The organism is Azospirillum sp. RU38E (genome assembly GCF_900188385.1).
Lineage (GTDB): Bacteria > Pseudomonadota > Alphaproteobacteria > Azospirillales > Azospirillaceae > Niveispirillum.
This window is the reverse complement of record NZ_FZOI01000001.1, coordinates 529,106-554,893: the sequence shown is the minus strand read 5'-3', so window position 1 is coordinate 554,893 and position 25,788 is coordinate 529,106. Positions and strand designations below refer to the sequence as shown.

At 63.3% G+C, this 25,788-nt stretch carries 22 protein-coding genes; 9 read left to right on the top strand and 13 right to left on the bottom strand.

From position 1 onward, the window contains the following. Window positions 1–5: 5 nt before the first annotated feature. Complete coding sequence (gene pepN / locus CHB97_RS02370) at window positions 6–2,669, bottom strand: aminopeptidase N (protein WP_089286321.1); 2,664 nt, start codon at window positions 2,667–2,669, stop codon at window positions 6–8. Between the two features lie 173 nt (window positions 2,670–2,842). Between pepN and CHB97_RS02365 the strand changes: the two genes are divergently transcribed. The 3 genes from CHB97_RS02365 to CHB97_RS02355 are packed head-to-tail and all read left to right on the top strand — an operon-like array spanning window position 2,843 to window position 4,690. Further along, window positions 2,843–3,409 carry a hypothetical protein gene (locus CHB97_RS02365; protein ID WP_143270672.1) on the top strand — a complete coding sequence of 189 codons (567 nt, stop codon included), beginning with the start codon at window positions 2,843–2,845 and terminating at the stop codon, window positions 3,407–3,409. After that, on the top strand, window positions 3,406–4,014 hold the full coding sequence (locus CHB97_RS02360; RefSeq protein ID WP_089286319.1) for a hypothetical protein: 609 nt from the start codon (window positions 3,406–3,408) through the stop codon (window positions 4,012–4,014). The genes CHB97_RS02365 and CHB97_RS02360 overlap by 4 nt, the downstream gene beginning before the upstream one ends. Beyond that, complete coding sequence (locus tag CHB97_RS02355; protein ID WP_089286318.1) at window positions 3,992–4,690, top strand: ATP-binding protein; 699 nt, start codon at window positions 3,992–3,994, stop codon at window positions 4,688–4,690. The genes CHB97_RS02360 and CHB97_RS02355 overlap by 23 nt, the downstream gene beginning before the upstream one ends. Window positions 4,691–4,740: 50 nt before the next feature. On the opposite strand, the gene CHB97_RS02350 is transcribed toward CHB97_RS02355, so the two are convergent. The 3 genes from CHB97_RS02350 to CHB97_RS02340 form a co-directional block, all read right to left on the bottom strand. Then, window positions 4,741–6,252: a methyl-accepting chemotaxis protein gene (locus CHB97_RS02350; RefSeq protein WP_160105489.1), complete on the bottom strand. Its 1,512-nt coding sequence runs from the start codon at window positions 6,250–6,252 to the stop codon at window positions 4,741–4,743. Between the two features lie 177 nt (window positions 6,253–6,429). Continuing rightward, window positions 6,430–7,212 (bottom strand): SDR family oxidoreductase, encoded by a 783-nt coding sequence (locus CHB97_RS02345; protein ID WP_089286316.1) that lies wholly within the window; start codon window positions 7,210–7,212, stop codon window positions 6,430–6,432. Continuing rightward, window positions 7,209–7,535 (bottom strand): nuclear transport factor 2 family protein, encoded by a 327-nt coding sequence (locus CHB97_RS02340; protein ID WP_089286315.1) that lies wholly within the window; start codon window positions 7,533–7,535, stop codon window positions 7,209–7,211. The genes CHB97_RS02345 and CHB97_RS02340 overlap by 4 nt, the downstream gene beginning before the upstream one ends. Window positions 7,536–7,631: 96 nt before the next feature. On the opposite strand from CHB97_RS02340, the gene CHB97_RS02335 reads away from it, so the two are divergent. Next, a complete protein-coding gene (locus CHB97_RS02335) occupies window positions 7,632–8,027 on the top strand; it encodes a helix-turn-helix domain-containing protein (protein WP_089286314.1) in 396 nt (131 codons plus the stop codon). On the opposite strand, the gene CHB97_RS02330 is transcribed toward CHB97_RS02335, so the two are convergent. The 8 genes from CHB97_RS02330 to fusA form a co-directional block, all read right to left on the bottom strand. Then, window positions 8,024–9,055: an aromatic ring-hydroxylating dioxygenase subunit alpha gene (locus CHB97_RS02330; RefSeq protein ID WP_244559351.1), complete on the bottom strand. Its 1,032-nt coding sequence runs from the start codon at window positions 9,053–9,055 to the stop codon at window positions 8,024–8,026. The two genes, CHB97_RS02335 and CHB97_RS02330, sit on opposite strands and share 4 nt — an antisense overlap. A 107-nt stretch (window positions 9,056–9,162) precedes the next feature. Beyond that, window positions 9,163–10,956: an acyl-CoA dehydrogenase gene (locus tag CHB97_RS02325; protein ID WP_089286312.1), complete on the bottom strand. Its 1,794-nt coding sequence runs from the start codon at window positions 10,954–10,956 to the stop codon at window positions 9,163–9,165. 93 nt (window positions 10,957–11,049) lie between these two features. Beyond that, on the bottom strand, window positions 11,050–12,504 hold the full coding sequence (locus CHB97_RS02320; protein ID WP_089286311.1) for a TrkH family potassium uptake protein: 1,455 nt from the start codon (window positions 12,502–12,504) through the stop codon (window positions 11,050–11,052). Between the two features lie 140 nt (window positions 12,505–12,644). Next, the gene (locus CHB97_RS02315) at window positions 12,645–12,908 is read right to left on the bottom strand and encodes a DUF2312 domain-containing protein (RefSeq protein ID WP_089286310.1); all 264 of its coding nucleotides are present in this window, start codon (window positions 12,906–12,908) and stop codon (window positions 12,645–12,647) included. Window positions 12,909–12,998: 90 nt separating this feature from the next. Further along, the gene (locus CHB97_RS02310) at window positions 12,999–13,562 is read right to left on the bottom strand and encodes a TetR/AcrR family transcriptional regulator (RefSeq protein WP_089286309.1); all 564 of its coding nucleotides are present in this window, start codon (window positions 13,560–13,562) and stop codon (window positions 12,999–13,001) included. After that, on the bottom strand, window positions 13,562–14,050 hold the full coding sequence (locus CHB97_RS02305; RefSeq protein WP_089286308.1) for an HPP family protein: 489 nt from the start codon (window positions 14,048–14,050) through the stop codon (window positions 13,562–13,564). The genes CHB97_RS02310 and CHB97_RS02305 overlap by 1 nt, the downstream gene beginning before the upstream one ends. Before the next feature lie 63 nt (window positions 14,051–14,113). Continuing rightward, window positions 14,114–14,971, bottom strand: coding sequence for a DMT family transporter (locus CHB97_RS02300; RefSeq protein ID WP_089286307.1), 858 nt, complete (start codon window positions 14,969–14,971; stop codon window positions 14,114–14,116). Window positions 14,972–15,061: 90 nt separating this feature from the next. Continuing rightward, window positions 15,062–17,203 carry an elongation factor G gene (fusA, locus tag CHB97_RS02295; RefSeq protein WP_089286306.1) on the bottom strand — a complete coding sequence of 714 codons (2,142 nt, stop codon included), beginning with the start codon at window positions 17,201–17,203 and terminating at the stop codon, window positions 15,062–15,064. 415 nt (window positions 17,204–17,618) lie between these two features. On the opposite strand from fusA, the gene CHB97_RS02290 reads away from it, so the two are divergent. Further along, the gene (locus CHB97_RS02290) at window positions 17,619–19,694 is read left to right on the top strand and encodes a methyl-accepting chemotaxis protein (protein ID WP_160105487.1); all 2,076 of its coding nucleotides are present in this window, start codon (window positions 17,619–17,621) and stop codon (window positions 19,692–19,694) included. A 510-nt stretch (window positions 19,695–20,204) separates the two neighbouring features. Further along, a complete protein-coding gene (locus CHB97_RS02285) occupies window positions 20,205–20,486 on the top strand; it encodes a hypothetical protein (RefSeq protein WP_089286304.1) in 282 nt (93 codons plus the stop codon). 228 nt (window positions 20,487–20,714) lie between these two features. Here the strand turns inward: CHB97_RS02285 and CHB97_RS02280 are convergent, their stop codons facing one another. Then, window positions 20,715–22,376: an electron transfer flavoprotein-ubiquinone oxidoreductase gene (locus CHB97_RS02280; protein ID WP_089286303.1), complete on the bottom strand. Its 1,662-nt coding sequence runs from the start codon at window positions 22,374–22,376 to the stop codon at window positions 20,715–20,717. Between the two features lie 156 nt (window positions 22,377–22,532). Between CHB97_RS02280 and CHB97_RS02275 the strand changes: the two genes are divergently transcribed. The 3 genes from CHB97_RS02275 to CHB97_RS02265 all read left to right on the top strand — a co-directional run bounded on the left by CHB97_RS02275 (window position 22,533) and on the right by CHB97_RS02265 (window position 25,749). After that, on the top strand, window positions 22,533–23,423 hold the full coding sequence (locus CHB97_RS02275; RefSeq protein WP_089286302.1) for a uracil-DNA glycosylase: 891 nt from the start codon (window positions 22,533–22,535) through the stop codon (window positions 23,421–23,423). A 279-nt stretch (window positions 23,424–23,702) separates the two neighbouring features. After that, window positions 23,703–24,314, top strand: coding sequence for a glutathione S-transferase family protein (locus CHB97_RS02270; protein WP_089286301.1), 612 nt, complete (start codon window positions 23,703–23,705; stop codon window positions 24,312–24,314). Window positions 24,315–24,465: 151 nt separating this feature from the next. Further along, entirely contained in the window at window positions 24,466–25,749 is a 1,284-nt protein-coding gene (locus CHB97_RS02265; protein WP_089286300.1) for a D-alanyl-D-alanine carboxypeptidase, read from the top strand. The last annotated feature ends 39 nt before the right edge of the window (window positions 25,750–25,788 follow it).

Here is a 25,788-nt window from a genome sequence, read left to right as displayed (position 1 = left end):
ACCCTTTACCCTTCCAGGCTGCGGGAGATGATTTCATACACGTTGGGTGACAGGTCCGGCGTATGGGCAATCCGCTCCAGCGCCACCTTGGCGGCGGCCTGACGCTCCAGCCCGTACTTGCGCCAACGGGCAAAGGCCTTGGCCATGCGGCTGGCCACCTGCGGGTTCAGCTTGTTCAGTTCAATCACCCGGTCGGCCAGGAACTGATAGCCGGAGCCATCCGCCGCATGGAAGGCCACGGCATTGCCGGTGAAACCGCCCACCAACGCATAGACCTTGTTGGGGTTGCGGATGTTGAAGCCGGGATGGTTCAACAGTTCCTTCACCTCGGCCAGCACGCCGGGCCGGCTGCTGCCCGCCTGGATCATGAACCATTTATCCATCACCAGCGCCTCGCCCTGCCACTTCTCGGCAAAGGCGGCGAGCGCGTCGGCGCGTTCCGGCATGTCGCTGTCGGCGATCAGGGCCAATGCTGTGATCACATCGGTCATGCCGGTGGCGCTGCGGTACTGGGCCAGCGCCAGTTTCTTGCCCTCTGCATCGCCCGCCGCCATCAGATAGGCCAGGGCCGCGTTGCGCGCCGCACGGCGGCCAATGGCCTCGGGCGAAACGTTGAAGCTCTCCCCTTCCCGATAGGCATGGTAGAGCGCCAGCAGGGCCGCCCGGTGGGCCTTGCCGATGCTGGCCCGCACCAGTTCGCGGGCGGCGTGGATGCCATCGACATCAATCACCCCCATCAACTGGCCCAGATAATTTTCCGACGGTAAGGCCAGCGCCAAGGCGGCAAAGGCCGGGTCTTCGTCGGCGCGCGCCAGGGTCTGGCCGATGGCGGCGATGAAGCTGTCCGGCACCAGCATGTCGCGCCCGGCGGCATTGTCAGCCACCAGCGACAGCAGCAGGCGCGATGCCAGCGTCTGCCCCGCCTCCCAGCGGTTGAAGGCGTCGCTGTCATGCGCCATCAGGAAGGTGAGGTCGGCATCGCTGTAATCAAAGCCCAGCTTCACCGGGGCGGAGAAGCCCCGGAACAGCGACGGCACCGGCCGCGCGGGCACGTCCACAAAGGTGAAGCTCTGTTCGGCAGCGCTCAGCGACAGCACCCGCGATGTGCCGACCGCCGCCGCTTCGCCCTGCAGGCGCAGCGGCAAATCCGCCCCATCCGGCCCGACCAGGCCCAGCGCCACCGGCACCAGCATGGGCAGCTTTTCCGGCTGGCCCGGTGTGGGGGCCAGCGACTGGGCCAGCGTCAGCGTATAGGTGCGGGCCGAGGCATCATAGACACCATGGCCGCTGATGCCCGGCGTGCCGGCCTGGGCATACCAGCGGCGGAACTGTTCCCAATCCACGCCCGCATCCGGGTTGGCATCGCGCATGGCGGCCAGGAAATCATCGGTGGTCACCGCCTGACCATCATGGCGCTGGAAATAAAGGTCGATGCCGCGCCGATAGCCGCCCGCCCCCAGCAGGGTACGGTACATGCGCAGCACCTCCGCCCCCTTCTCGTACACGGTGGGCGTATAGAAGTTATTGATCTCAATATAACTGTCGGGCCGCACCGGGTGGGCGGTGGGGCCGGCATCTTCGGCAAACTGCACCTGCCGCAGGCGGGTGACATCCTGGATGCGCTTCACCGGGGCGGAATTCATGTCGGCGCTGAATTCCTGATCGCGGAAGACGGTCAGCCCTTCTTTCAGCGACAGTTGGAACCAGTCGCGGCAGGTGACACGGTTGCCGGTCCAGTTATGGAAATATTCATGCGCCACCACCGACTCAATCCCTAAGAAGTCCGTATCGGTGGCGGTGTCCGGCCGGGCCAGGATATATTTGGTGTTGAAAATATTGAGCGACTTGTTTTCCATCGCCCCCATGTTGAAGTCACCCACGGCGACGATGTTGAAAATATCCAGGTCATATTCCAGACCATAGACATCCTCATCCCACTTCATGGATTTCTTCAGGCTTTCCATGGCGTGGCCGCACTTATCCTCGTTCCCCGGCTCCACATAGATGCGCAGGGTAACGTTGCGGCCGGACCGGGTCTCGAAATGATCCTCGATATGCACCAGCTTGCCGGCCACCAGGGCGAACAGGTAGCAGGGCTTGGGCCACGGGTCTTCCCAGCGCGCCCAGTGGCGGCCGCCCTCCGCCTCCCCCTCACCGATCAGATTGCCGTTGGACAGCAGCACCGGATAGCTGGCCTTGTCGGCCTCAATCCGCACTGTGTAGCGGGCCATCACGTCCGGACGGTCCTGGAAATAGGTGATCTTGCGGAAACCTTCCGCCTCACACTGGGTGCAGAAATTGCCGGACGATTTGTAAAGCCCTTCCAGGGCGGTGTTCTTTTCCGGATGGATGCGGGTGACGATCTCCACCACGGCATTGTCCGGCAGGCCGGTCAGGGTCAGCCTGTCCGGGGTCAGCGCATAATCATCGGGGCTGAGCAGGCGGCCATCAAGGGCGACCGACAGCAACTCCATCTCCTGCCCGTCCAGCACCAGCGGGGTGGCGGCCACCCCGGTATTGCGGCGAAGGGAAAGCCGGGACAGCACGCGCGTACCATCCTCGTGCAGGTCCACATCCAGTTCCACCTGATCAATCCACCAGGCCGGGGGCGCGTAATCGCGCAGCAGAATGGCCTTGGGCGACGCGGTGTCCAGAACGGACTTGTCCATGTTCACGATCCTTCAGGGTCAGCGTGAGGGTGGCCGCAGCATAGGCCCGCCGACGACGCCTGTCACGACCCCACCCGCCACGTTGAAAGCACGAGAAAAAATCTTAATTTTGGATATCTGTGCCGGTTATGTTCAAATACAACCGTTAAGTCTGCTGTGGGGGAACGGCGACGGTGGGAATGCAAATTGAACTGGCTGCATCCGATGTTGTGATCCTGTCCCTGGCGGCGGCGTGCCTGGTGGGGACCGTCGTGCTGGAACTGCTGCGCGTGGTCTTGCCGGACATTTACGAATGGTTCGCCGACCACGCCAAGGTGCTGCGGGAAATCAAGGAGACCGGCCCGCTGCTGGAGCGGACCTTGGCCCAGAACATGGAACAAGGCGCCCTGCGCGACCGCCGCAATGCTGAACGCTTCCGCCTGAAATCACAGTTGAGCCGGCTGGAGGTGATGCTGACCGGGGCGGAACGTGACCGGGTGCAGGTCTGGCACCATCTGGGCCAGCAGGCCATCGGCGATTCGCTGTTTGTCGCCAAGCTGGACAATAAACGTCTGGCCGATGTCTCGCATAAAGACTTCGACAGCGCCCCCGTGATCTGGCGCTATCAGAATCAGATTCGTGTCTGGGCCCCCAGCGAACATCAGGCCCGCCAGTTGCTAGCCAATGCCTACCCCCCGCAGGAAGGATATACGCTGCGGGAATTGATCACCGTCAGCCGCTGGACAGGAACCTCCCCATGACTTTCAGCCTGATGAACATGATCAGTCTGCTGGTGCTGGCCATTGCCGGCGCTGTGTTGATCCTGTCCGGCCGGCGGGTTTTGCGGTTGATCCGCAAGGTGGAACGGCGCCTGTCGCGCACGGTGGATGAAAAGAACATGCTGGCCGCCAAATTGCGGCAGGCACGGCGGGAAGCCGATAATGTGCGCAATGCCATTCTGGAGGCGGAAACCCATATCGCCCAGATGGTCGCCGCCACCAATGCCGCTGAGGCGCGCATGACCCGGCTGCGCGATGCGCCCAAGCAATCCATCCTGATGCTGGACCGGGAATGGCGCCGCTTTGACCGGCTATGGTCGCTGATGATCGCCAATGGCAGCCTGGGGCGGCAGGAAGCGGCGGCCGGCCTGCCGCCCTGGAACGAGGGACGCATGTTTCATGGCTTCGCCCGCTCGCCGGAGGAATTGCACGCACGCGCCCTGACGAAGTATCCTCCGGCGGAAGGTTTTATTGCCGGGGTCTGCGCCATGGCCGATATTACCGGGGATGGATCAAATGCCGGGCAACCGGTCGAAGTGAACGGGCAGAGCGGGCGGAGGCATCATGGGTTATCGGCTCACGGGTGAAGGGCTGGATCAGTCGGAACTGGCCCGTGCCGCACAACTGCTGAACATACCGATCGGCGGCGATGCCAGTGCCACCACCATCCGGCTGTTGCCCGAAGGGGCGGCGGGGGATCTGGGGGCGGCCCTGCGCGGCAGCTGCGCCGCCGTGGTGGAATATAGCGAGGATACGCTGCCCACCGCCGCCCTGGCTGACGCGCTGGCCCAGGGTCAACTGCTGGTCTCCCTGACCACAAGGCTGGCCTGGACGCTGGATACGGCGGCCCAATTTTGCGAAGGGTTGCTGGTACGCGGCATGTTGCCCGGCGCCCTGCGCCATGATGTGGAACTGAGCCTGCATGAGGCAATCATCAATGCCGTGCTGCATGGCAATCTGGCGCTCGGCAGTTCACTGGTGGATGACCCGGCGGAGTTTGATGCCTTCTGCCAGCATCTGACCACCACCCTGGCCGACCCGGCCAAGGCCCGCAAACGGGTGGACCTTTACGCCTGGGTCGCCGATGGCTTCCTGCATGTCCGGGTCAGCGACCAGGGCGGCGGTTATGACCCGGCCGCCGTGCAATATCCCCGCAACCCGGAGGCCAAATCCGGGCGCGGGCTGGAAATCATGCGCATCATGTCCAGCGGCCTGACCGTCAGCGATGGCGGGCGCACGGCCACGCTGCGCTACGCCTTGTAAGGCTTTCCCCCGGTGATCGCTGGTGATCACCGGGGGAAGTTGAAGGCGGCTTACCCCCGTTTGCGGGACAGGAACTGCTGGGTTTCCTGGTCCAGTTGGATGGCCGTTCCATCCAGGGCCGCTGCGGTTTCCAGCAGGGCCTTAACCGCTACCCCGTTGCGGTCGCAGGCGGCGGTAACCCCGCTCATGCCGACCTTCACCTGCTGGGTGGCGCTGGCCTGCCGACCCATGGCATCGGAAACATCCTTGGCAATACCGCTGAGGCGGCGGGTGGTGCCGCCGATCTTGCCAATCGATTCCACCGTGTCGGCCATGGCGGATTGGATCTGTTCGATCTGCAGCTCAATCTCCCCGGTCGCCTTGGCCGTCTGGCTGGCAAGGCTCTTCACCTCCCCTGCCACCACAGCGAAGCCCTTGCCGGCCTCCCCCGCCCGTGCCGCCTCGATGGTGGCATTCAGGGCCAGCAGATTGGTCTGGCCAGCAATGGAGCGGATCAGATCGACAATGGCCGTGATGCGCTGGGTGACGGCGGAGAGCTGTTCCACCTTTTCCGCCGACCGGCCGGCATCTTCCACAGCGCCCTGCGACAGGTTGAAGGCCTGCTGCATCTGCTGGGCAATGGCGCCGATCGCCTGCACCACCTCATCGGTGGCGACACTGGCATCGCCAACCAGCCCGCGCATGGTGCCGGCGGCCTCATTCAGGGTGGTGGCTGCCTGCGACAGGTCAGCCGCATTGCCGGTCACCGCCGTCACCGCTTCCTTCACCTTTTCCGCCATAGCCCGGTTGGCGGTTTCCACCGACCAGGTCAGCATGGGGCCGATATATTTACCGGCGGCATCCGTCATGGCCGACACTTTCAGGTGCAGCGTCTCCGGCCCCACCCGGATGAAGGTTTCATGGGGCAGATTCTTGGGATCGGCCAACATGCTGCGCTGATGCGTGGGGCGCTTGTGGAAAATATCGATGGAGGAGCCGATCAGCTGATCAGCCTTGATCGGCAGATGCTGTTCCAGGGTGCGCAGCGTTTCAATGCTGGTCCGGTTGGCATAATCGATGCGGTAATTATCATTGGGGTCGCAGGTCATCACGTTGATTGGCATCCGGTCGATCATGCCGATCAGCTTCTTGGTCTGGTTTTCCACCCTCACTTGGTCGGTGATGACGTTCCAGGTCAGCATGGGGCCTACATAATTGCCGCGCGCATCCATCACCGCACTGATATTCAGGTCCAGCCACTCGCCTTCAATGGCGATACGGGCGCGGTGAGGCAGGTTCTTCGGATCGGCCAGCATCCGGCGCTGATGCTGCGGGTTCTTATGGAAGATATCGATGGACTGGCCGACAATCTCTTGCGGCTTGATCTTGATCACATGGGCAATACGTTCCAGCAGATCATAAGATTTCTTGTTCACATAGGTGATACGGAAATCCTTCAGCTCGCACAGCATCACCGCCAGCGGCATCCCTTCCAGCATACTTTCGTAAAGGCTGCTGATTTCCGAAGCGCGATTGCGGAACGGCCACGGCCCCCCAACCATATCCATACGTCCGACCAACATGACTTCCCCCGCCCTTGGACGACGCACCATGCGTCACCTTCGGTAAAAGAAATCGGGCGGTAAATTGCATCGGAAAGATATTCCGAAGGTTAGAGCGGCAGCAGACGGCGGATGCTGCCGCCGGCAATTGAGGAGCACGAAAGCTTGACCATCGGTCATGATTTCATGCCGATGGGATCACGCCGTCGGAACCGTGCCGCCATCAATGACATATTCCGTGCCGGTGATGGCGGCGGCGCGGGGGGAGGCGAGGAAGGCGATGAGATCAGCCACCTCGCCCGGCTTTGCCGGCCGGCCCAGCGGGATGCCGCCCAGCCCATCCATGATGATCTTCTTGCCGCCTTCATAATCGGTACCGGCCTCCTGCGCCAACCGTTGGGCAAGTGCGACAGAAGCATCAGTCTCTATCCAGCCCGGCGAGACGCGGACGACCCGGATACCCTTGGGCGCCACTTCCTTCGACAGGCTTTTGCTGTAGGTCGACAGGGCGGCCTTTGCCGCGGCATAGGCCGTGGTGGATTCCGGCAGCGGCAATTGACGCTGGATGGAGGTGACATGGATGATGACACCCGTGCCCTGCTTCAGCATCGCGGGCAGCAGCGCGCGATCCAGCCGGACGGCGGACATGAGATTTTGATCGATCTCCCGCCGCCATTCCTCATCACCCAGGGCCGCGAAGCCGCCGGCCGGCGCACTGGACCCGCCCACGACATGGATGAGGACGTCAAGGCCCCCGAAATGCGCCAGCACACCGCCCGCAACAGTAGCGCATCCTTCCGCGGTCATGAGATCGGCGGCGATATAATGCAGCCCGGACGCCGCCCCCTCCGGCACCGTCCGGGCTGTGGCGACGACGCGCGCGCCGGCATCCAGCAAGGCCTGAACCAACGCCGCCCCCAGACCCTTGGTGCCACCGGTCACCAGCGCCCTCTTTCCTTCCAGACCGAGATAGCCGCTCATGGGACGATCTCCAGCCGGGCGATGGCGTCACCGGTGAGGGTGAAATCGTAGCGCAGGTCCACCGGGCTGCCGGGGAAATTGCCTGCCACCCGGGCGGTTACGATCAGCCGGTCGCCCTGGGGGGCCAGGGCTGTGGGCTGGGCGGTGTAACTGAACTTCGCCGCGGCTGCGTCTTTCCAGCGGGCAATGGCGTCCCGCCCCTGGTGGGTATCGTTCTCGTCAATCACCACGGCATCGGCGGTGAAACAATCGGCAACGGCCGCGCCATCGGCGGCATCCGCCGTGAAATAAGCCGCGATGGGCGGGGGCAGCGTGAGAGGCATGATCGATCTCCAGTTCGTCTTGTCTGGTTCTCGAAAATGGCCCATGCTGAAAATTATGCAAGAACGCACGAAAAAGTAAGGTACTTACGGAAAAGTATGTCTATCCCATACACGAAAGAATCGGCCGCCAAAGGGGTCGAGGACGCTCTCAAGCTCCTGGAAGGGCGGTGGAAGCTGATAATCCTGTTCCACCTGTTCGGGGGCCAGGTGCTGCGCTTCTCTGATCTGGAACGGGCCATTCCCGCCATCTCCCAGAAGATGCTGATCCAGCAGCTGCGACAGATGGAGACGGACGGAATCGTCCGGCGAATCGTCCACCATCAGGTGCCGCCGAAGGTGGAATATTGCCTGACGCCCTGGGGTCAGGCCCTGTGCCCGGCGCTGGATGCGCTGCTGACATGGGCGGCCAAGAAAGACAGCATGAGCGGCAATGAGCCGACAGCGGCGGAGGGAGCGGGAGATCAGCGTGTCAGCGAGCTGGCAAAGCCCTAGCTTCGCCAGCGCAGCACCGTATCCTTGACCGGGTTCACGAACGGGCGCGCTTCTGCCCTTGCGCGCCCATACTCATTCTTCAGCTGGTAATACCAGCGCGCCTGCGTATCCGCATCCTTGATCAGCATCAGTGTCGGATCATGACGCAGGCCCTGCTGCTGCAACACCACCACATCGCGGTCCTGGCCCAGGAAACGGCGGACAAAACGGCGCAGCACCGGGCGGGCCAGATCGGCCCAACCCAGCGTCCAGTAGAAACTGTTGGTCACTTCCGTGCGGTTGGCATCCAGCGGCGTCACCGTCGTCAGGTTGACGATGCGGTGCCGACCGGCAACGATATGTTCGGTGCGGATACCCGGCAGGCGGAAGCTGATTTCCGTCTCCGGCGCGCCCCCCAACAGCTTATAGGCAGCGGAGTTGGAGGAAGGCTTGTGCCGCTTCATGGCAAAGCCAAAGGGCGCCGGCCCAAAGGCTTTGGCCTTTTCATGGATGCTCTTGGCTGACCGCCAGAACCAGCTTTGATGCACAAACGGCCCATGCGCCGGGTCCATCAGGCCGACCACGGCATGGTCAACATGGCAGGGGAATTCCATCACCTCTGTCAGGTTGGGGGCACGGCCTTCCATGTCGGGCATCTGCGGCGGCGGACCATCCGGCGCCATCTCCCCCATCCAGACCCAGAGATTGCCCTGCGCCTCTGCCACCGCATAGCGGCGCACCTTGATGCGGGACAGGTCAAAATCCTGCCCCGGCACCAGCGACGGGATGGCGGTGCAGCCGCCCGTGCCATCAAAGCGCCAGCCGTGATAACAGCATTCCACCTCTTTCCCGTCGAACCGGCCGCAGGAAAGCGGAATGCCGCGATGTGGGCAGATGTCGCGCAGGGCGAAGGCCGCCCCGTCATTCCCACGCGCGAACAGAAGCGGCTGGCCCAGCAGCATCTTGGCCTGCATTCCCCCCCGCGTCAGCGCGGCGGACGGCATGGCGAAATACCAGATGTCGGTCAGGAAGGGGGCGGGTTCAGCCACGAGGGGATGTCCGGTTGCGAGGGTGTCTTCGCGGCGCACCATAGCAGGAACAGGGTGGAAAAAGCACTATCCAGGGGCCGCGAGGCCCCTGGACCCCGGACTATTGGTCACAGCCAGTCGGCGGCCGTGTCGAGAGTGGTGCGGTCAAGGCTGCTCAGGATGGCGGCCTGGGTGACGGTTTTTGGCAGTTCATGGGCGAAGAACCAGCGGCAGGTGGCCAGTTTGCCGTTCAGGTGGGTGGTGTCGCCGGTGCCGGCGGCCAGCGAGGCTTCCGCCACCAGGGCTTGCCGCAGCCAGATCCAGGCCAGCACCGTATGGCCGAACATTTCCAGATAGGTCGTAGCATTGGCCAGACAGAGGGCGATCTGGCCTTCGGCGCGGACCCGGCCCAGAAGGGCCGTCACCTGCCCTACCCGTTCCAGGGCCTGGGCCAGCGACTGGGCCAGCGGGGCCAGGGTGGGCACGACAGCGGCCTGGGTGATGGTTTGCTTCATCGCCTCTGCCAGCACGGCAAGGGCGGCACCGTCGCCCATGAACACCTTGCGGCCCAACAGGTCATTGGCCTGAATACCATAGGTGCCTTCATGGATCGGGTTCAGCCGGTTGTCGCGGTAATACTGCTCCACCGGGTAATCGCGGGTATAGCCATAGCCGCCCAGAATCTGGATCGCCCACTTATTGGCTTCCAGGCAATGCTCCGACGGCCAGGATTTGGCGATCGGCGTCAGCAGTTCCAGCAGCAGGCTGGCCTGTTTGCGCGCGGCCTCGTCGGGGGCGGTGCGCTCCTCATCCACCAGCCGGGCGCAATAAAGGCAGAGCGCCAGCGCCCCTTCCGATGCCGCCTTCTGCTGCAACAGCATCCGGCGCACGTCCGCGTGCTCAATGATCGGCACCATCGGCGTGGTCGGGTCGCGCGCTTCCAGCGGGCGGCCCTGGGGGCGGGTGCGGGCATAATCGGCGGAATAGCGATAACCGGCATAGCCCAGCGCTGCCGCCCCCAGCCCCACGCCGATCCGCGCCTCATTCATCATCTGGAACATATAGGACAGTCCCTGATGCGGCTGGCCGACCAGGAAGCCCTGGCACCGCCCCTCCTCCCCAAAGGACAGGATGGTGCTGGTGGTGCCGCGATAGCCCATTTTGTGCAGCAGGCTGACCAGCCGCACATCATTATCGCCCGTCAGCGCACCATCATCGCCCACCCGGTAACGCGGCACGATGAACAGGCTGATCCCCTTCACCCCCGCCGGCGCCCCCTGGATACGGGCCAGCACCATGTGGATGATATTCTCCGACAGCTCATGCTCCCCGGCACTGATCCATTGCTTGGTGCCGGTGATGCGGTAGGAACCATCCGGGTTGGGCGTGGCAAGGGTGCGGATATCGGCCAGGCTGCTGCCGGCCTGCGGTTCTGACAGGGCCATGGTGCCAAAGAACCGGCCGGTCAGCATCGGCCCCAGGAACCGGGCCTGCTGTTCCGCATTGCCAAAGGCGCGGATCAGGTTGCCCGCCCCGATGGTCAGGAACGGATAGGCCGCCGTGGCGACATTGGCCGTCTGAAAAAAGCTGAAGGCCGCCTGTACGATGCACCAGGGCAATTGCTGGCCGCCCACATCCTCATCATGATGGGCGGCCAGGAACCCCGCCTCGGCAAAGGCATCGACGGCGGTCTTGACGGCGGGCAGCATCACCACCTTGCCGTCAATCCGTTCCGGCTCCTGCTGGTCGGCCGCATGGTAATGCGGGGCGAACAGGTCAGCCGCCAGCCCATCCGCCACATCCAGCACCTGATCCAGGTCAGAACGGTCCAGATGCCGGAAACGGTCGCGCGCCAGCAGCGGCCCCAGATCCAGCAACCCATCCAACAGAAACGCGATCTCGCGCCGGTCCATGCGGCTCATCGGCCTTGTCCTCCCGTTTACCGGGGCTGTTCACCGCCCCTCGTTCAAACATATGTTTAAATGAGGGGCGTGGAAAGGTCGAGAGTGAGAGAATCAGCGGCGCCAGAAACTGGGGCTGAGCAGGACCAGCACGGTGAACAATTCCAGCCGGCCCAGCAGCATGGCCAGCGACATTACCCAGATGGCCCCATCCTGCAGCGGCTCATAATTGCCGACCGGCCCGATCATGCCGCCCAGGCCCGGGCCGACATTGCCCAGCGCCGTGGCGGCGGCGGAAATGGCGTGGGTGTAATCCAGCCCCGTCATGCCCAGCAGCACGGCGAAGATCAAGATCAGGGCGATATAGACGAAGGTGAAACTCATCACCGAGATGATGACATCGGCATCCACCGGCTTGCCATTATAGGTGAGCGGGAGCACGCGGTTGGGGCTGAACAGCCGGTTCACCTGGGTCCGCAAGGCCAGCCAGAGAATCTCGAAGCGGAACATCTTGATCCCGCCGGAGGTGGAACCGGTACAGCCCCCCACCAGGGTCAGGATGAAGAACAGGGCAATGGGTCCATGCCCCCATTGCAGATAATCCAGCGAGGCAAAGCCGGTGGTGGTGATGATGGAGACGCAGTTGAAGAAGGAATGGCGGATGGCCTCCCCCGCCGACAACCGGTCCGTTACCACCAGATAAAGCGCCAGCCCCAGCGAAACGATGACGGTGAAAATGACATAGGTGCGGATCTGGCTGTCCCGCCAGAGCGAGCCATAATCCCCACGCACCAAGCTGATATAACGGACGAAAGGCAGGCTGCCCAAAAACATGAAAAGGGTCAGCACCCATTCCACCGCCGGATTCTGATAGTAGCCGATGGAGGTGTCCTGGATGGAGAAGCCACCCGTGCCCAGCGCCGTCATGGAATGGTTGATGGCATCGAACATCGGCATCCCCGCCAGCCGCAGGCTGACGATGCAGATGAAGGTCAGGGCCAGATAGACCCAGCCGAACCCCAGCGCCATATCGGCGGCACGCGGCACCACCTTGTCCGACTTGTCGGATGATTCGCTGCGGAACAGCTGCATCCCGCCCACCCGCAGGAAGGGCAGGATGACGATCCCCATGCCGACAATGCCGATACCGCCTAACCAGACCAGCAGCGACCGCCAGAGCAACACGCCCGGCGGCAGCACCGACACGGTGAGGTAAGCCGATGCCCCGGTGGTGGTCAGGCCCGACATTGCCTCAAAATAGGCGTCGGTGACCGAAAGGCCTTGGGCGGAAAACATGAAGGGCAAGGCGGCAAAGAAGCACACCACCACCCAGGCTGCCGTTGTCAGGATGAAGGTCTGCCGGAGGGAGAGCGCAATTCGCTCTGTCCGGTTCATCAGCATCAGCAGCACGCCGAAGAACAGGGTCAGGGCCGAGGAAACGGCAAAGACCCGCCAATCATCGGCACCGGCGGCAAGGTCAGCCACCAGCGGCATGGCCATGGCAAGGGCCAGGACCGACAAAAGCGCACCGATGACATAGAAGATGGGACGCACGTCCAGGGAGAGCATGGAACTCCAACGGCTGGAGGCGCGGGACGGTTGGTTAACGCCCGTCGCGGATAAACCACCCTTCAAGAAGGCGGCGCCTTCGTCAAGGGTGTTCACTCAAAAAGCAAAAGGGGGCCGAGGCCCCCTTCCCGCTGGCCGGCTCACTCGATCCCGAGCGCCGACTTGTAGAGGTCCAGCAGGGCTTCCATTTCCTGCCGGTCATTGGCTTCCATCTTACGGATGCGGATGATCTGGCGCATGATCTTGGTATCGAAGCCGGTACCCTTGGCCTCGGCATAGATATCCTTGATATCGTCCATGATACCTTTCTTCTCTTCCTCCAGGCGTTCAATGCGCTCAATGAAGGAACGCAGCCGGTCGGCCGCGATGCCGCCGACGTCGGTAGAGGTTGCCGCGTCAGACATGGGATGCCTCGTTCAAATTCGATCAGGGAAGGCCGGACCTTATCCACGCCGTCGGGCAGAAGCAAGCCGGTTGGTGGGGACGGATATGGCCTATGCGCCGGGCAGGCGCAACTGGGCGGTCAAAGCCGTTATCGTATCGCGGAACGGTTGCTCATTTCCCAGCGCACGGGACAGAACCAGGGCACCCTGGATCATGCTGAGGGCGGCGCGGGCGTGCCGTTCCGCTTCAACATCGGCGAATCCCAGCCGCTGCAAGGCCCCGGACAGCGCCTGTTGCCAGCGGGTGAAATAGCCATTCACCGCCACTGCAAACCGGTCACGTGTATCGTCCAGTGCAAAGGCCCCCACTAGGCAGATACGGCGGCCCGACTGGAAATAGGCATCCACCGCCGCCAGCATGGCAGCCACCCCTTCCACCGGCGGCAGATTATCCAATGGCTGGAAGACCTGGCGTTCAAACCAATGACTGATCTCACCTAAAACAGCGCCCGCCATCTCCTCCTTCCCACCGGGGAAAAAGTGATACAGGCTGCCTTTGCCCAAACCCGTCTTCTCACAAAGCCGGCTGAGACTGGCCCCTTCATAGCCATAGGCGCGGAACGCCTCAGCCAAAAGCGGGATTACATCGGCCCGTTCCGCCACCAGCCGCGCCATCAGACGGGCTTTGCCGGATAGGTGACGCCGCTGGCGCGGTGGAACAGAACCGCCACAGTAACCAACATGCAGGCGCCCGCCAGCACCGGCACCAGCAGGAAATCCAAGCCCGGCGACAAGGCAAATACCAGCAGCGGATCGGCACCCGCCGGCGGGTGCGTCACCCGCAAGGCATTCATCAAGGCGATGGACAATCCGACCGCCAGGGCCACCGCCCACCATTCATTGGGCAGAAAGGCATGGAGCAGCAGACCGGTTGCCGTGGCAAGCACGTGTCCGCCAACCACATGGGCCGGCTGGGACAGGGGGCTGTTGGGGGCGGCGAACAGCAAGACGCAACTGGCACCAAAAGGCGCGATCAGCAGCGGCGCGTGCATATAGCTGGACAGGGCTGCCACACAGCCGATGGCCAGCAGGCCACCCAGCCCCGCCAGCAGCGTGACGCGCCAGGGCTGGGCCGGCTGATGTCTGGTGATGAAGTGGCGCACGATATCCTCATTGTACCGATCGGTTTCTATTTTACCGATCAGTACAGAATGTTCAGCGTACCGTCAAGCCTTCCGCAGCACCAGCGCCACCCCGGCTGCCGTTACCGCCATGCCGGCCAGTGCCAGCGGCCCCAGCACCTCCCCGAACAGGGCCCAGCCCATCAGGGCGGTGACCGGCGGGGTGAGATAGAACAGGCTGGCCACGCGTGACGCGGCACCCCGCCGGATCAGCATGAACAGCAGGAAGATCGCCCCCACGGAGAGGACAAGGCAGAGCCAGCCGAGGGCGAAGACGAATTCCCACGTCCAATCCACCCGCATCGTCTCCAGCCACGGCGCCAGCACAGCGAACAGCGTGCCTGTGGCGGCATACTGCAGGGCGGTGCCGCTGCGCAGGTCCATGCCGGTGCAGAACCGCTTCTGATAGAGCGTGCCGGCGGTGATGCCGATCAGGGCCACGCCGGCCAATACCAGCGACCAGCCATCACCATTCTTCAGCGTCAGCTTCTCCCACACCACGGCCGCCACGCCGATCAGGCCCAGCCCCAGACCAGCCCATTGCAACGGGCGCAGCCTTTCGCCCAGCAGTGGGCCTGCAACAAACGCCGTCAAGACCGGCTGCAAGCCCACGATCAGCGCCACCGTGCCGGCCGGCAGTCCATGATGGATGGCACCGAACACGCCGCCCAGATAGGCGCCATGCACCAGCAGCCCGGACAGGGCAATATGCCCCGCCTCCCGCCGGCTGGCCGGCCAGGGCGCCTTGGTCCAGACCGCCAGCCCCGCCAGCAGCACCGCCACCAGTGCCATCCGCCAGAGCAGGAAAGTCAGCGGTTCGGCATGGGGCAAACCCAGCTTGCCGCCGATGAAACCGGTGCTCCACAGCAGCACGAACAGGGCGGGGGCAAATTTATCCAGCATCGGAGCAGCCTTATCGGGGCTTGAACAACCAAAGAAAAACGGCCGCCCCTTTCGGGACGGCCGCTTTCCAACTCAACCAACAGCCGGAAATCAGCCGTTGTTCTTACCCTGCTTGGCAACGATTTCGTCAGCGACGTTCTTCGGCACCGGGTCATAGTGCGAGAATTCCATCGTGAACGAACCGCGACCGGAGGTCATGCCGCGCAGCTGGCCGATATAGCCGAACATGTCGGACAGCGGCACATGGGCTTCAACGGCGATGTTGTTGCCACGCTCCAGCTGACCCAGGATCGTGCCGCGACGACGGTTCACGTCACCGATCACGTCACCCAGGTAATCTTCCGGAACCACCACTTCGACCTTCATGATCGGTTCCAGCAGAACCGGACCGGCCAGCTTCATGGCTTCGCGGAAGCAAGCCTTGGCGGCGATTTCGAACGTCAGGGCGTTCGAGTCGACGTCGTGGTACTTACCGTCGATCAGGGTGGCCTTGAAGTCCACAGTCGGATAGCCGGCGATGACACCGTCTTCCTTCTGCATCTGCAGGCCCTTGTCGACCGACGGGATGTATTCGCGCGGCACCGTACCGCCAACCACCTGGTCGACGAACTCGTAGCCCTCGCCACGTTCCTTCGGTTCGAAAATGATCTTCACTTCGGCGAACTGGCCCGAACCGCCGGTCTGCTTCTTGTGGGTGTAGATGTGCGTGACGTTGCGGGTGATCGTCTCGCGATAAGCGACCTGCGGACGGCCCATGACGCCTTCCACACCATATTCGGTGCGGACGCGGTCCAAGGTGACTTCCAGGTGCAGTTCGCCCATGCCGCGCAGCAGGGTCTGACCGGTTTCACGGTCGGTTTCCAGACGCAGGGACGGATCCGCGCGGACCATCTTGCCGATGGCGGCGCCGAACTTGTCCTGGTCGGCACGGTTCTTCGGCTCGATGGAGACGGAGATCACGGGCTCGGGGAAACGCATACGCTCCAGCACAACCGGGGCGGTCGCATCGCACAGGGTGTCACCGGTATCGGTCTCGGCCAGCGACACGAAGGCGACGATGTCACCAGCGCGGCACTCTTCCAGATCGTTGGTGTCCTTGGCGAACATTTCCACGATACGGCCAACGCGCTCACGCTTGCCACGGGTCGCGTTCAGCAGGGTGGTACCCTTGCTGACGACACCGGAGTAAACGCGCACGAAGGTCAGCGAACCGTACTTGTCGTTCAGCACCTTGAACGCCAGGCCCGAGAACGGCTCGTCGTCGGAGCAGATACGTTCGCCATTGGCGTTACCATCGGGATCCACCGTCTTGATGGCTTCCACGTCGGTCGGGGCCGGCAGGTACCAGACAACGGCGTCGAGCAGCTGCTGCACGCCCTTGTTCTTGTAGGAAGAACCGCACAGAACGGGCACGAAGGCGCCGCTCAGCGTTGCCTTGCGGATGCATTCGCGCAACTTGTCGGCGTCCGGCTCGGTGCCTTCCAGATAGGCTTCCATGGCCGCGTCGTCCTGCTCCACGCAGGCTTCGACCAGGTCCTGACGGTACTGCTTGTACTGGGACAGCAGCTCGCGGTCATAGGCGTTGGTGATCTTCAGCTTGTCAGCCAGATCGTCCGTAACGTCCCAGATTTCCCACTTGCTGTCCTTCTCCTCGGAGAACCAGACATAAGCCTTCATCTCGACGAGATCGACCAGGCCGTGGAAATCGTCTTCCGAGCCGATCGGCATCTGCAAGCAGACCGGACGGGAACCCAGACGATCAACGACCATCTTCACGGTGCGGCGGAAGTTCGCGCCCGAGCGGTCCATCTTGTTGATGTAGCACATGCGCGGCACTTTGTAGTTGTCCGCCAGGCGCCAGTTGGTTTCGGTCTGCGGCTCAACGCCGGCCACACCGTCGAACACCACGACAGCGCCGTCGAGCACGCGGAGCGAGCGGTTCACCTCAATGGTGAAGTCCACGTGGCCCGGGGTGTCGATGACGTTGATCTTCTTGCCCTTCCAGAAGCAGGACACGGCAGCCGACTGAATCGTGATGCCGCGCTTCTGTTCCTGTTCCATGTAGTCGGTCGTGGTCGACGTCTTCAGATCCTTGGTATCATGAACGTCGATGATCGTGTGCTTACGACCGGTATAGTACAGGATGCGCTCAGTCGTGGTCGTCTTGCCGGCATCGACGTGGGCGATGATGCCGATATTCCGAATATCAGAAAGCGGGGTAGTGCGGGGCATAAGAAGGGCTCCGTCGTCCAGCGTCGTGTCAAAAAGATCAACCGACCCGGCGTGGTGAGGTCGAGTGTTCAGAGGGCGGGACGGCCCACGGTGAGCAAACCATACCCGCACGAAAAAAACCGGGCAAGCCGACGGGCGCCCAGCGCCCCGACTCCCCGGTGGCGGCCTATTTAGCGCGGATGCGCGCGGAAGCCAAGCGCCATCGTCAGCATGACCGCCAAGCGCCGGGCGACGGGCGTGCAACGCGCGCCCCCTTTTTACATCACCCCGTTATAATCATTTGGTTACCATAACCGAATGGCTACTGATCCGCGCATTGCCGATGGAGGGGATGCGCCTAAGATGCATCTGCTGGAATGCCGTCTTACATGACGGGCGGGCAAATATTGCCAACCGGAGAAGGGATCGACAGGCCATGTTCAAGACATCGGTGTCACGGTTACTGATGGGAATTCAGATCGTCATGCTGTGCGGTCTGCTGGCCGCCGTGGTGACCCTGTCGATTTCTTCGCTGAAACAGTTCAATGGTGCCCGCGCCATTGTGGCGGATACATTGTCGAACCGGGCCCTGTTCGACGCGGTGGTGAAAACACGGGCACAGATCGCCCGGATACAGACCGCCATCGTCTCCCAGGATGATCCCGGCAAAACCGTGGAAGAGGCGCGCGCGGCAGCCCGCACCGCCTATCAGGAGGCGGTGCGTCTGCTGGCCGACGCCCAAATCACCAACAAGGCGGCCGTTCAAGGTAAGGTGGAAGAAACGCAGAAACGAATGGAGGCGGAATGGAGCGGCGTTGCCAGCCAGATCGCCCAACCCCGCGCGGATCGCAAGCTGGCCGCCACCGATGGCTGGCGTCAGGCCGTGCTGGGTGCCGCCGATGCCCTGGAAGGGGCCGCCACCACCACCGCGCAGAACATCCGCCAGCTGGACGCCCGGATCGGCGAACTGATGGTCACGCGGGAGGCCGCGTGGCGCCTGCGCGACAATATGGGGGCGCAATGCTCCCTGTTGCGCCCCTTCATCAATGAAAGCAAACCCCTGACAGCGGACATCGCCCAGCGTTGGCACAGCCGTAACGGTGCATACAGCATCGATCTGGCCATGCTGGGGGAAATCGCCCGCCGTCCCGGCACCAGCCCCGCCCTGCGCGATGCCATCACCCTGGCCGCCGGCAATGTCGACAAAGCGCAGAAGGCCATCAATGAGCTGGTGGGCAAACTGGATGGCAGTGGCAAGCCAGCCATGGAACCGGCTGCCTATACCGCCACCTGCAACCAGCCCTTCGACAGCATCCTGGCCATCGCCTATGGCGCGCTGGATCTGGCGGTGGAGCGGGCAGAGCAGGAGCGCAGCGCCGCCCTGATGCTGCTGGTACCCACCTGGATGGGGCTGATCGGGGCCATTGCCCTGTCCATCTTCGGTATCCTGGCCATCCGCCGCCGGGTGACCGGACCGACCGGCATGTTGCGGGAAGCGATCGGCCATCTCTCCCGCCAGGATTATTCGGTTCCCGTACCGCCAGCAGCCTATCCGGACGAGCTGGGCGGCGTCGCCAAGGCGCTGGAGTCGTTGCGCCTGAGTGCGGGTGAGGCCCAGCGGCTGCAACAGGAGGCCGTGGCCCGGCAGGCTGCCGAACTGGAACGCGCCCGCCTGTTGCATGATTATTGCCAGGCCTTTGATCTCGCGGCTCAACAGGCGCTCAGCAATATCGGCAGCGCCACCCAGGCCCTGGACCAGACCTCCGGCATGATGCGGCAGATCGCCAGCGAAACCAGTGAACAGGCCAGCATGGTCTCCAACGCAGCCGAAGAGACCTCTCAGAATGTGCAGACCGTCGCTGCGGCGACGGAGGAGCTGTCAGCCTCCATCGCCGAAATCTCCCATCGGGTGACGGCCAGCGCCGACATGGCGCAACTGGCCACCGATCAGGCCGCCAATACCAACCGCACCGTGGAAGCCTTGAGTGATGCAGCCCAGCGCATCGGCGATGTGGTGGGGCTGATCAGCGAGATCGCCGCCCAGACCAACCTGCTGGCCCTGAATGCCACCATTGAGGCTGCCCGCGCCGGGGAAGCCGGCAAGGGCTTCGCCGTCGTCGCCTCGGAAGTGAAGAGCCTGGCAACCCAGACGGCACGGGCCACCGACGATATCACCGTGCAAGTGCAGAATATCCAGGGCACCACGGCGGCAGCTGTTAAGGCCATTCAGGCCATCACCAACATGATCCAGCGGATCAGCGAAGGCACCGCCGCCATCGCGGCGGCCGTAGAAGAGCAGGGCGCCGCCACGCGGGAAATTTCCAGCAGCGTGCAGCAGGTGGCACAGGGCACCGCAGAAGTGACCAGCACCATCGCCGACTTGGCCCAATCCAGCCAGCAGACGGGTGCAACCGCCGGTGCCGTCAGTGAAGCCGTGGGCGAGGTGGTGCGGGAGCAGGGCAGCCTGCGCAGCGCCATGGAGGATTTCCTGACCAAGGTGCAGCGGGCCTGACCGCTGCACCTCCGGAAACCTGATCGTGAAAAACAAGCACCGTCGCCGAGATGGTGTCGATTGGAAACTGCTGGACATCACAGCGGAACAAGAGCGACACTATTAGGCGCGACGGATTCTATCCGCCTGCCATCGAGTTCAAGAATATCGGTTGCAGCATCATGACAAGGTTTTATATCCCCGCCCGCCGAACAGCATGAACTGTTTAGCAACACAGGGAGGTTTCAGAGGGTCGACACGGAAGACCGATGCCGGTTTTCTGCTATTTCCCTTCAGGATTGACGAACAACGTCCCGCAGCGCGTGTCTGGTCACGGTTGCTACCTGATGCATATCGTCTGCAAGGGCGGGCTGTTTCAGGGGTGCCGGGATTTCAGGCGCCCGCCGGGCATTCGACGATGATCGCGGAGCAACGGCCATCGAATATCTGATCGAACAGGCGCACGGCCTGACACGCTCCGCCCTCGTCTCGTTGGAAACAGACGGGGGCGCATCGGCACTGCGGGCCGAAATGGCGCGCAGCTTCAATACACTGATCACCCAGATCGACCGGATGAAGATTGACCGGGAGACCTGCTGCCAAATTATCGGCGGCATCGGCCCCGCCCTGCGCCGGGCGGAAAACAGCTGGCGGGAACGGGCGGATGTGGAAATCGCCCGCCACCAGCTGGACATTGCCCGACGTTGGACACGCAATGTCCGGCTTGGGGCGGGTCTGGTGGATATGACAGCGACCGACCCGGCCGATGGGGAGGCGCGCCCGTCGCAGCAGGATCTGTTGAACCTGTTCTGATTCCAATCTCCCTTGATCGTGACCGATCCAGGGAGATTTTGCGTTCCCTCAGTCGCCGGGCGGGCGCATCCGCGCCCTTGGCTTACGCGCCACGTGGCGCGGGCCGGCAGTCGCCGGCCTCCAATCCGCCAAGGGTCACACCCTCGGCGGATTGGTATGATTCCGCGCCGATCACGCCCCTGACAAAAAGGCCCAGATCGTCGCCGGTCCGGGCCTTTCGCCATGTCATCACATGTTCGGGTAGTTCGGCCCCCCGCCGCCTTCCGGCACGGTCCAGACGATATTCTGAGTCGGGTCTTTGATGTCGCAGGTCTTGCAGTGCACGCAGTTCTGCGCGTTGATCACGAAGCGCGGATTATTGCCATCATCATCGCGCACAACCTCATAGACGCCGGCCGGGCAGTAACGCTGCGCCGGCTCGTCATAGAGCGGCAGATTATGGCTGATCGGCACCGTCGGGTCTTTCAGCTTCAAGTGCGCCGGCTGATTTTCCTCGTGATTGGTGTTGGAGATGAACACCGAGGACAGCCGGTCGAAGCTGATCACCCCGTCAGGCTTGGGGTACTTGATCTTGCGCGCGGTCGATGCCGGCACCAGGCTTTCATGATCGGCCTTGCTGTGGTGCAGGGTGTAGGGCAGCAGCTTGCCCAGGCCCAGATCATGCAGCCACATCTGGATGCCGCCATGCAGATTGCCCAGCAGCAGCCCGGCCTTCAAGCCCGGCTTGACGTTGCGGACCTTGTACAGGTCTTCATAGACCCAGCTTTGCTTCCAGGCCCGCTCGTAATTATCCAGCTTGTCGCCAGCCCCGGCACCCGCCGCCAGCCGCTCAAACGCGGCCTCTGCCGCCAGCATCCCGGTCTTCATGGCATTATGCGTGCCCTTGATGCGGGGCACATTGACGAAACCGGCCGAACAGCCGATCAGCGCCCCGCCGGGGAAGCTGAGCGCCGGTACGGACTGCAAGCCGCCCTCATTGATGGCGCGCGCGCCATAGGACAGGCGCTTGCCGCCCTCCAGATATTTCTTGATGAACGGGTGCTGCTTGAAGCGCTGGAATTCCTCAAACGGCGACAGATGCGGGTTCTGGTAATCCAGGTTCACCACGAAGCCGATGGAAACCTGATTATCTTCCAGATGGTACATCCAGGAACCGCCGGCGGTGCTACTGTCCAGCGGCCAGCCCTGGGTGTGCATCACCAGGCCCTGCTGATGCTTTTCCGGGTCGATCTGCCAGAGTTCCTTGATGCCGATGCCATATTTCTGCACATCGCAATCGGCCCGCAGATTGAACTTCTCCATCAACAGCTTGGAGAGATTGCCGCGCACCCCCTCGGCGAAGAAGGTGTATTTGCCGTGCAGTTCCATGCCCGGCGTGTAGTTATGGGTATGTTCCCCATCCTTGCCGATGCCCATGTCGCCGGTGGCGACACCCTTCACGGAACCGTCTTCATTATACAGCACCTCGGCAGCGGCGAAGCCGGGATAGATCTCCACCCCCAGCTCCTCGGCCTGACCGGCCAGCCAGCGGCACAGGTTGCCCAGGCTGATGGCGTAATTGCCGTCATTATGCATCAAGGGCGGCAGCAGGAAGTTGGGCACGCGGATGCCGCCCTTGTCCGACAGCACATAGAACCGGTCGTCGGTGACGGGGGTGTTCAGCGGGGCCCCCTTCTCCTGCCAGTCGGGGATCAGCTCCGTCAGGGCCTTGGGGTCGATGACATTGCCCGACAGGATGTGGGCGCCGACTTCCGAGCCTTTTTCCAGCACGCAGACGCTGACTTCCTGGCCCTTCTCAGCCGCCAGCTGCTTCAGCCGGATCGCCGCGGAGAGGCCCGAAGGCCCCGCGCCGACGATCACGACATCATATTCCATCGATTCGCGTTCCATTCCCTGCCCAATCCCACGCTGGATGTCGCCAAGCGAACCGGCGTGGCCCACTGACGGGGCCTGAGGGGGACCGGAAGCTGGCTGACTGCCGGCCTTGATCGATGGGCCGGCGTTTCGTGGCTGTAACACAGCATAGGCCGGTGGTAGGGTCAAACCATGAATGCCTTGCTCGATACCATCGCCGCCCTTCGATTCCAGCTGGATGCCGGGGTGGATGAGGCCATTGGCGACGAGCCGGTGGACTGGTCCGCACTCTCCGCACGGGCGCGGAACGTTGCGCCAGTAACGTCAACCGGCGGCCCTGCCCCCGCGCCTGCGCGTGCGACCAGCCCCGCCGCCGCCTCTGCCCCGCGACAATATGCGCAGGTAACAACCCAGACCCCACTACAAGGCAGTGATCCCGGCCCCTTGGGAGCGGCAGAGGCGGGGCAGTCGGCCCGTATCGCCGCCGCCGCCGCCCAGGATCTGGATGCGCTGAAGGATGCGCTGGCCGCGTTTGAGGGCTGTGCGCTGAAGAAGACAGCCACCCATCTGGTCTTCGGCATGGGCAGCCGGCAGGCCCGCATCATGCTGGTGGGGGAGGCGCCGGGGGAAAATGAAGACCGGCAGGGCCTGCCCTTTGTCGGCCCGGCCGGCAAGCTGCTGGACCTGATGCTGGGTGCCATCGGGCTGGACCGCATGGCCGACGACCCTGCCAAGGCCGTCTATATCACCAACATGCTGCCCTGGCGCCCGCCCGGCAACCGCAGCCCCACCGACGGGGAAATCGCCGCCTGCCTGCCCTTCATGGCCCGGCATATTGAACTGATGTCCCCGGATATCCTGATCTTTGCCGGCGGCATCAGCGCCAAGGCCATGCTTTCCCGGACGGAGGGCATTACCCGCCTGCGCGGCCGCTGGTTCGATTATCACAGCCCCGGTCTGGCCCGGCCGGTGCCGTCCATGCCGATGCTGCACCCAGCCTATCTGCTGCGCAACCCCGCCGCCAAGCGGGAAGCCTGGAAGGATTTGCTGGCCTTGCGGCTGCGGCTGGAGGGGAAGGAATAAGAGCGGGAATTAGCGTTTGTTCAGTCTGGCTGCGGCCCATAGGCGCTAAGTTCGCCACCTGCACCCTGCGTGCCTCCCCCGCGAAAGCGGGGGTCCAGGGGCCAAGGGCACTCAAGCGTGGTTCTGACCGCTCCTGGATCCCCGCTTTCGCGGGGAAGGCACCTTATTCCAAAGGACGGACTTAGCGCCGATGGCGCCGCAGCATGGTAGAGAAGCTATCAACGCTGAAACGTAAAAGAGGTGGCGGATAAACCGCCATCCACGCCCCAGGGAGGCTCCATGAAGCTGTATGATGATGCCATCGCCCCCACGCCCCGGCGGGTGCGGATGTTCCTGGCGGAAAAGGGCGTGGATATCCCCCGCGTGCCGGTGACCATCGGCAAGGGGGAGCATCTGGCGGAATCCTATGCCGCCCGCGTGCCCAGCCGCCGGGTGCCTGCGCTGGAACTGGATGACGGCACGGTGATCAGCGAAAGTGTCGCCATCTGCCGCTATATCGAAGCACTTCACCCGGAACCCAACCTGTTCGGCAGAACCGCGCTGGAGCAGGCCCAGATTGAGATGTGGCAGCGGCGAATGGAATTCGAACTGCTGCTGCCCTTCGCCAATGCCTTCCGCCATTCCCATCCCAAAATGGCCGCCCTGGAAAATCAGATACCGGCCTATGCAGCGGCGCAGAAGCAACTGGCGGAACAGCGGCTGGCGATGCTGGAGGGCGATCTGGCCCGCCATCCCTTCATCGCCGGGGACAGTTTCAGCATCGCCGACATCACCGCCTTCACCACGCTCGCCTTCTTCCCCCGGCTGGTGCGCATCGCCATTGATGACCGGGTGCCCCAGGTCAAACAATGGTTCGACCGCATTGCCGCCCGTCCTAGTGCCGCTGCCTGACATTCCGAAGTATGTCGAAAGTGTAGGTTTGGTAAAAGGACAAGAAAGTGACCAGCGCGAAGGCAATTTCTTAAAGGATTGACGCTAGACATTGATTAACTTCGCATTTACGGTGCCTCCAGACGATGCGGGCAGGCAGGGGAGAGGGCGCATGAATTTCGGAACATCGGCCAAGCGAACGATGGCGCGCCCCTCAACACGCACCGGCCTGCTGGCCCTGGTGCTGACCGGCCTGCTGTCACTGGGTGTGCCGGCATCGGCCCTGGCGAAATATGCCTCCATCATCATTGATGCCCGCTCGGGCGAGGTGCTGCATGAAGCAGGCGCGGATACGCGCAACTTCCCCGCCAGCCTGACCAAGATGATGACCCTGCACATGGTCTTCGACGCGCTGGATGCTGGCAAGCTGCGGCTGAACCAGCCGATGACCGTCTCTGCCCATTCGGCCAGCATGGCCCCGTCCAAGCTGGGCCTGCGCCCCGGTGACACCATCACCGTGGAACAATGCGTGCTGGCGCTGGTGACCAAATCCGCCAATGACTGCGCCGCCACGGTGGCCGAAACCATCGGCGGGACGGAGGCGAATTTCGCCCGCATGATGACCGACCGCGCCCGCCAGATCGGCATGACGCGCACCACCTTCCGCAATGCGTCGGGCCTGCCCAATGCCGGCCAGCTTTCCACTGCGCGTGACATGGCCCGGCTGGCGCAGAGCCTGATCTATGATCATGCCAAATATTACAATTACTTCAGCACCAGCAGCTTCACCTATAAGGGGGCTGTCCATGGCAACCATAACCGGCTGATGGCGCGCTATCCCGGCATGGACGGGCTGAAGACTGGCTTCATCAATGCCTCGGGCTTCAACCTCACCGCCTCGGCCACCCGCAATGGCCGCCGGCTGATCGGCGTGGTGTTCGGCGGGCAGACGGCGGCATGGCGTGACAACCATATGGCCGATCTGCTGGACGAAGCCTTTGAAGGCAAGAAGAGCGCGCCGATGCTGGTGGCCGCCAACCAGTCCAAGCCGCCCAAGGGCAAGCAGCCGAAGGAAAAGGCGCCGGAACGCAGCATGGTGGCCACCGTGGCCAGCGAGATTGTCAGCGGGGCGGAAGAAATCGCCCTGCCGCGCAAGGCCGTGGCCGCCACGCCGGTGGCCGCCGCCCTGCCCCGGCCCACTGCCAATGGCCGCTGGTCGATCCAGGTTGGCGCCTTCAATGACAAGCAGGCGGGCCAGCGCGCTGTCAGCCACGCCACCCAGCAGGCCGGCACGCTGCTGGACAGCGCCACCCCACATGTGATGGAAGTCAGCACCGCCAAGGGCACCATCTATCGCGCCCGCCTGACCGGCCTGGATGAGAAGACGGCGCGCCGCGCCTGCAGCCAGCTGGCCAAGAAGGGGCAGAATTGTCTGACCGTGCCGCCGTCGGCGTGACCCGCCCTTGTGCGAATGCGGGATGAAAGTTAGACCGAA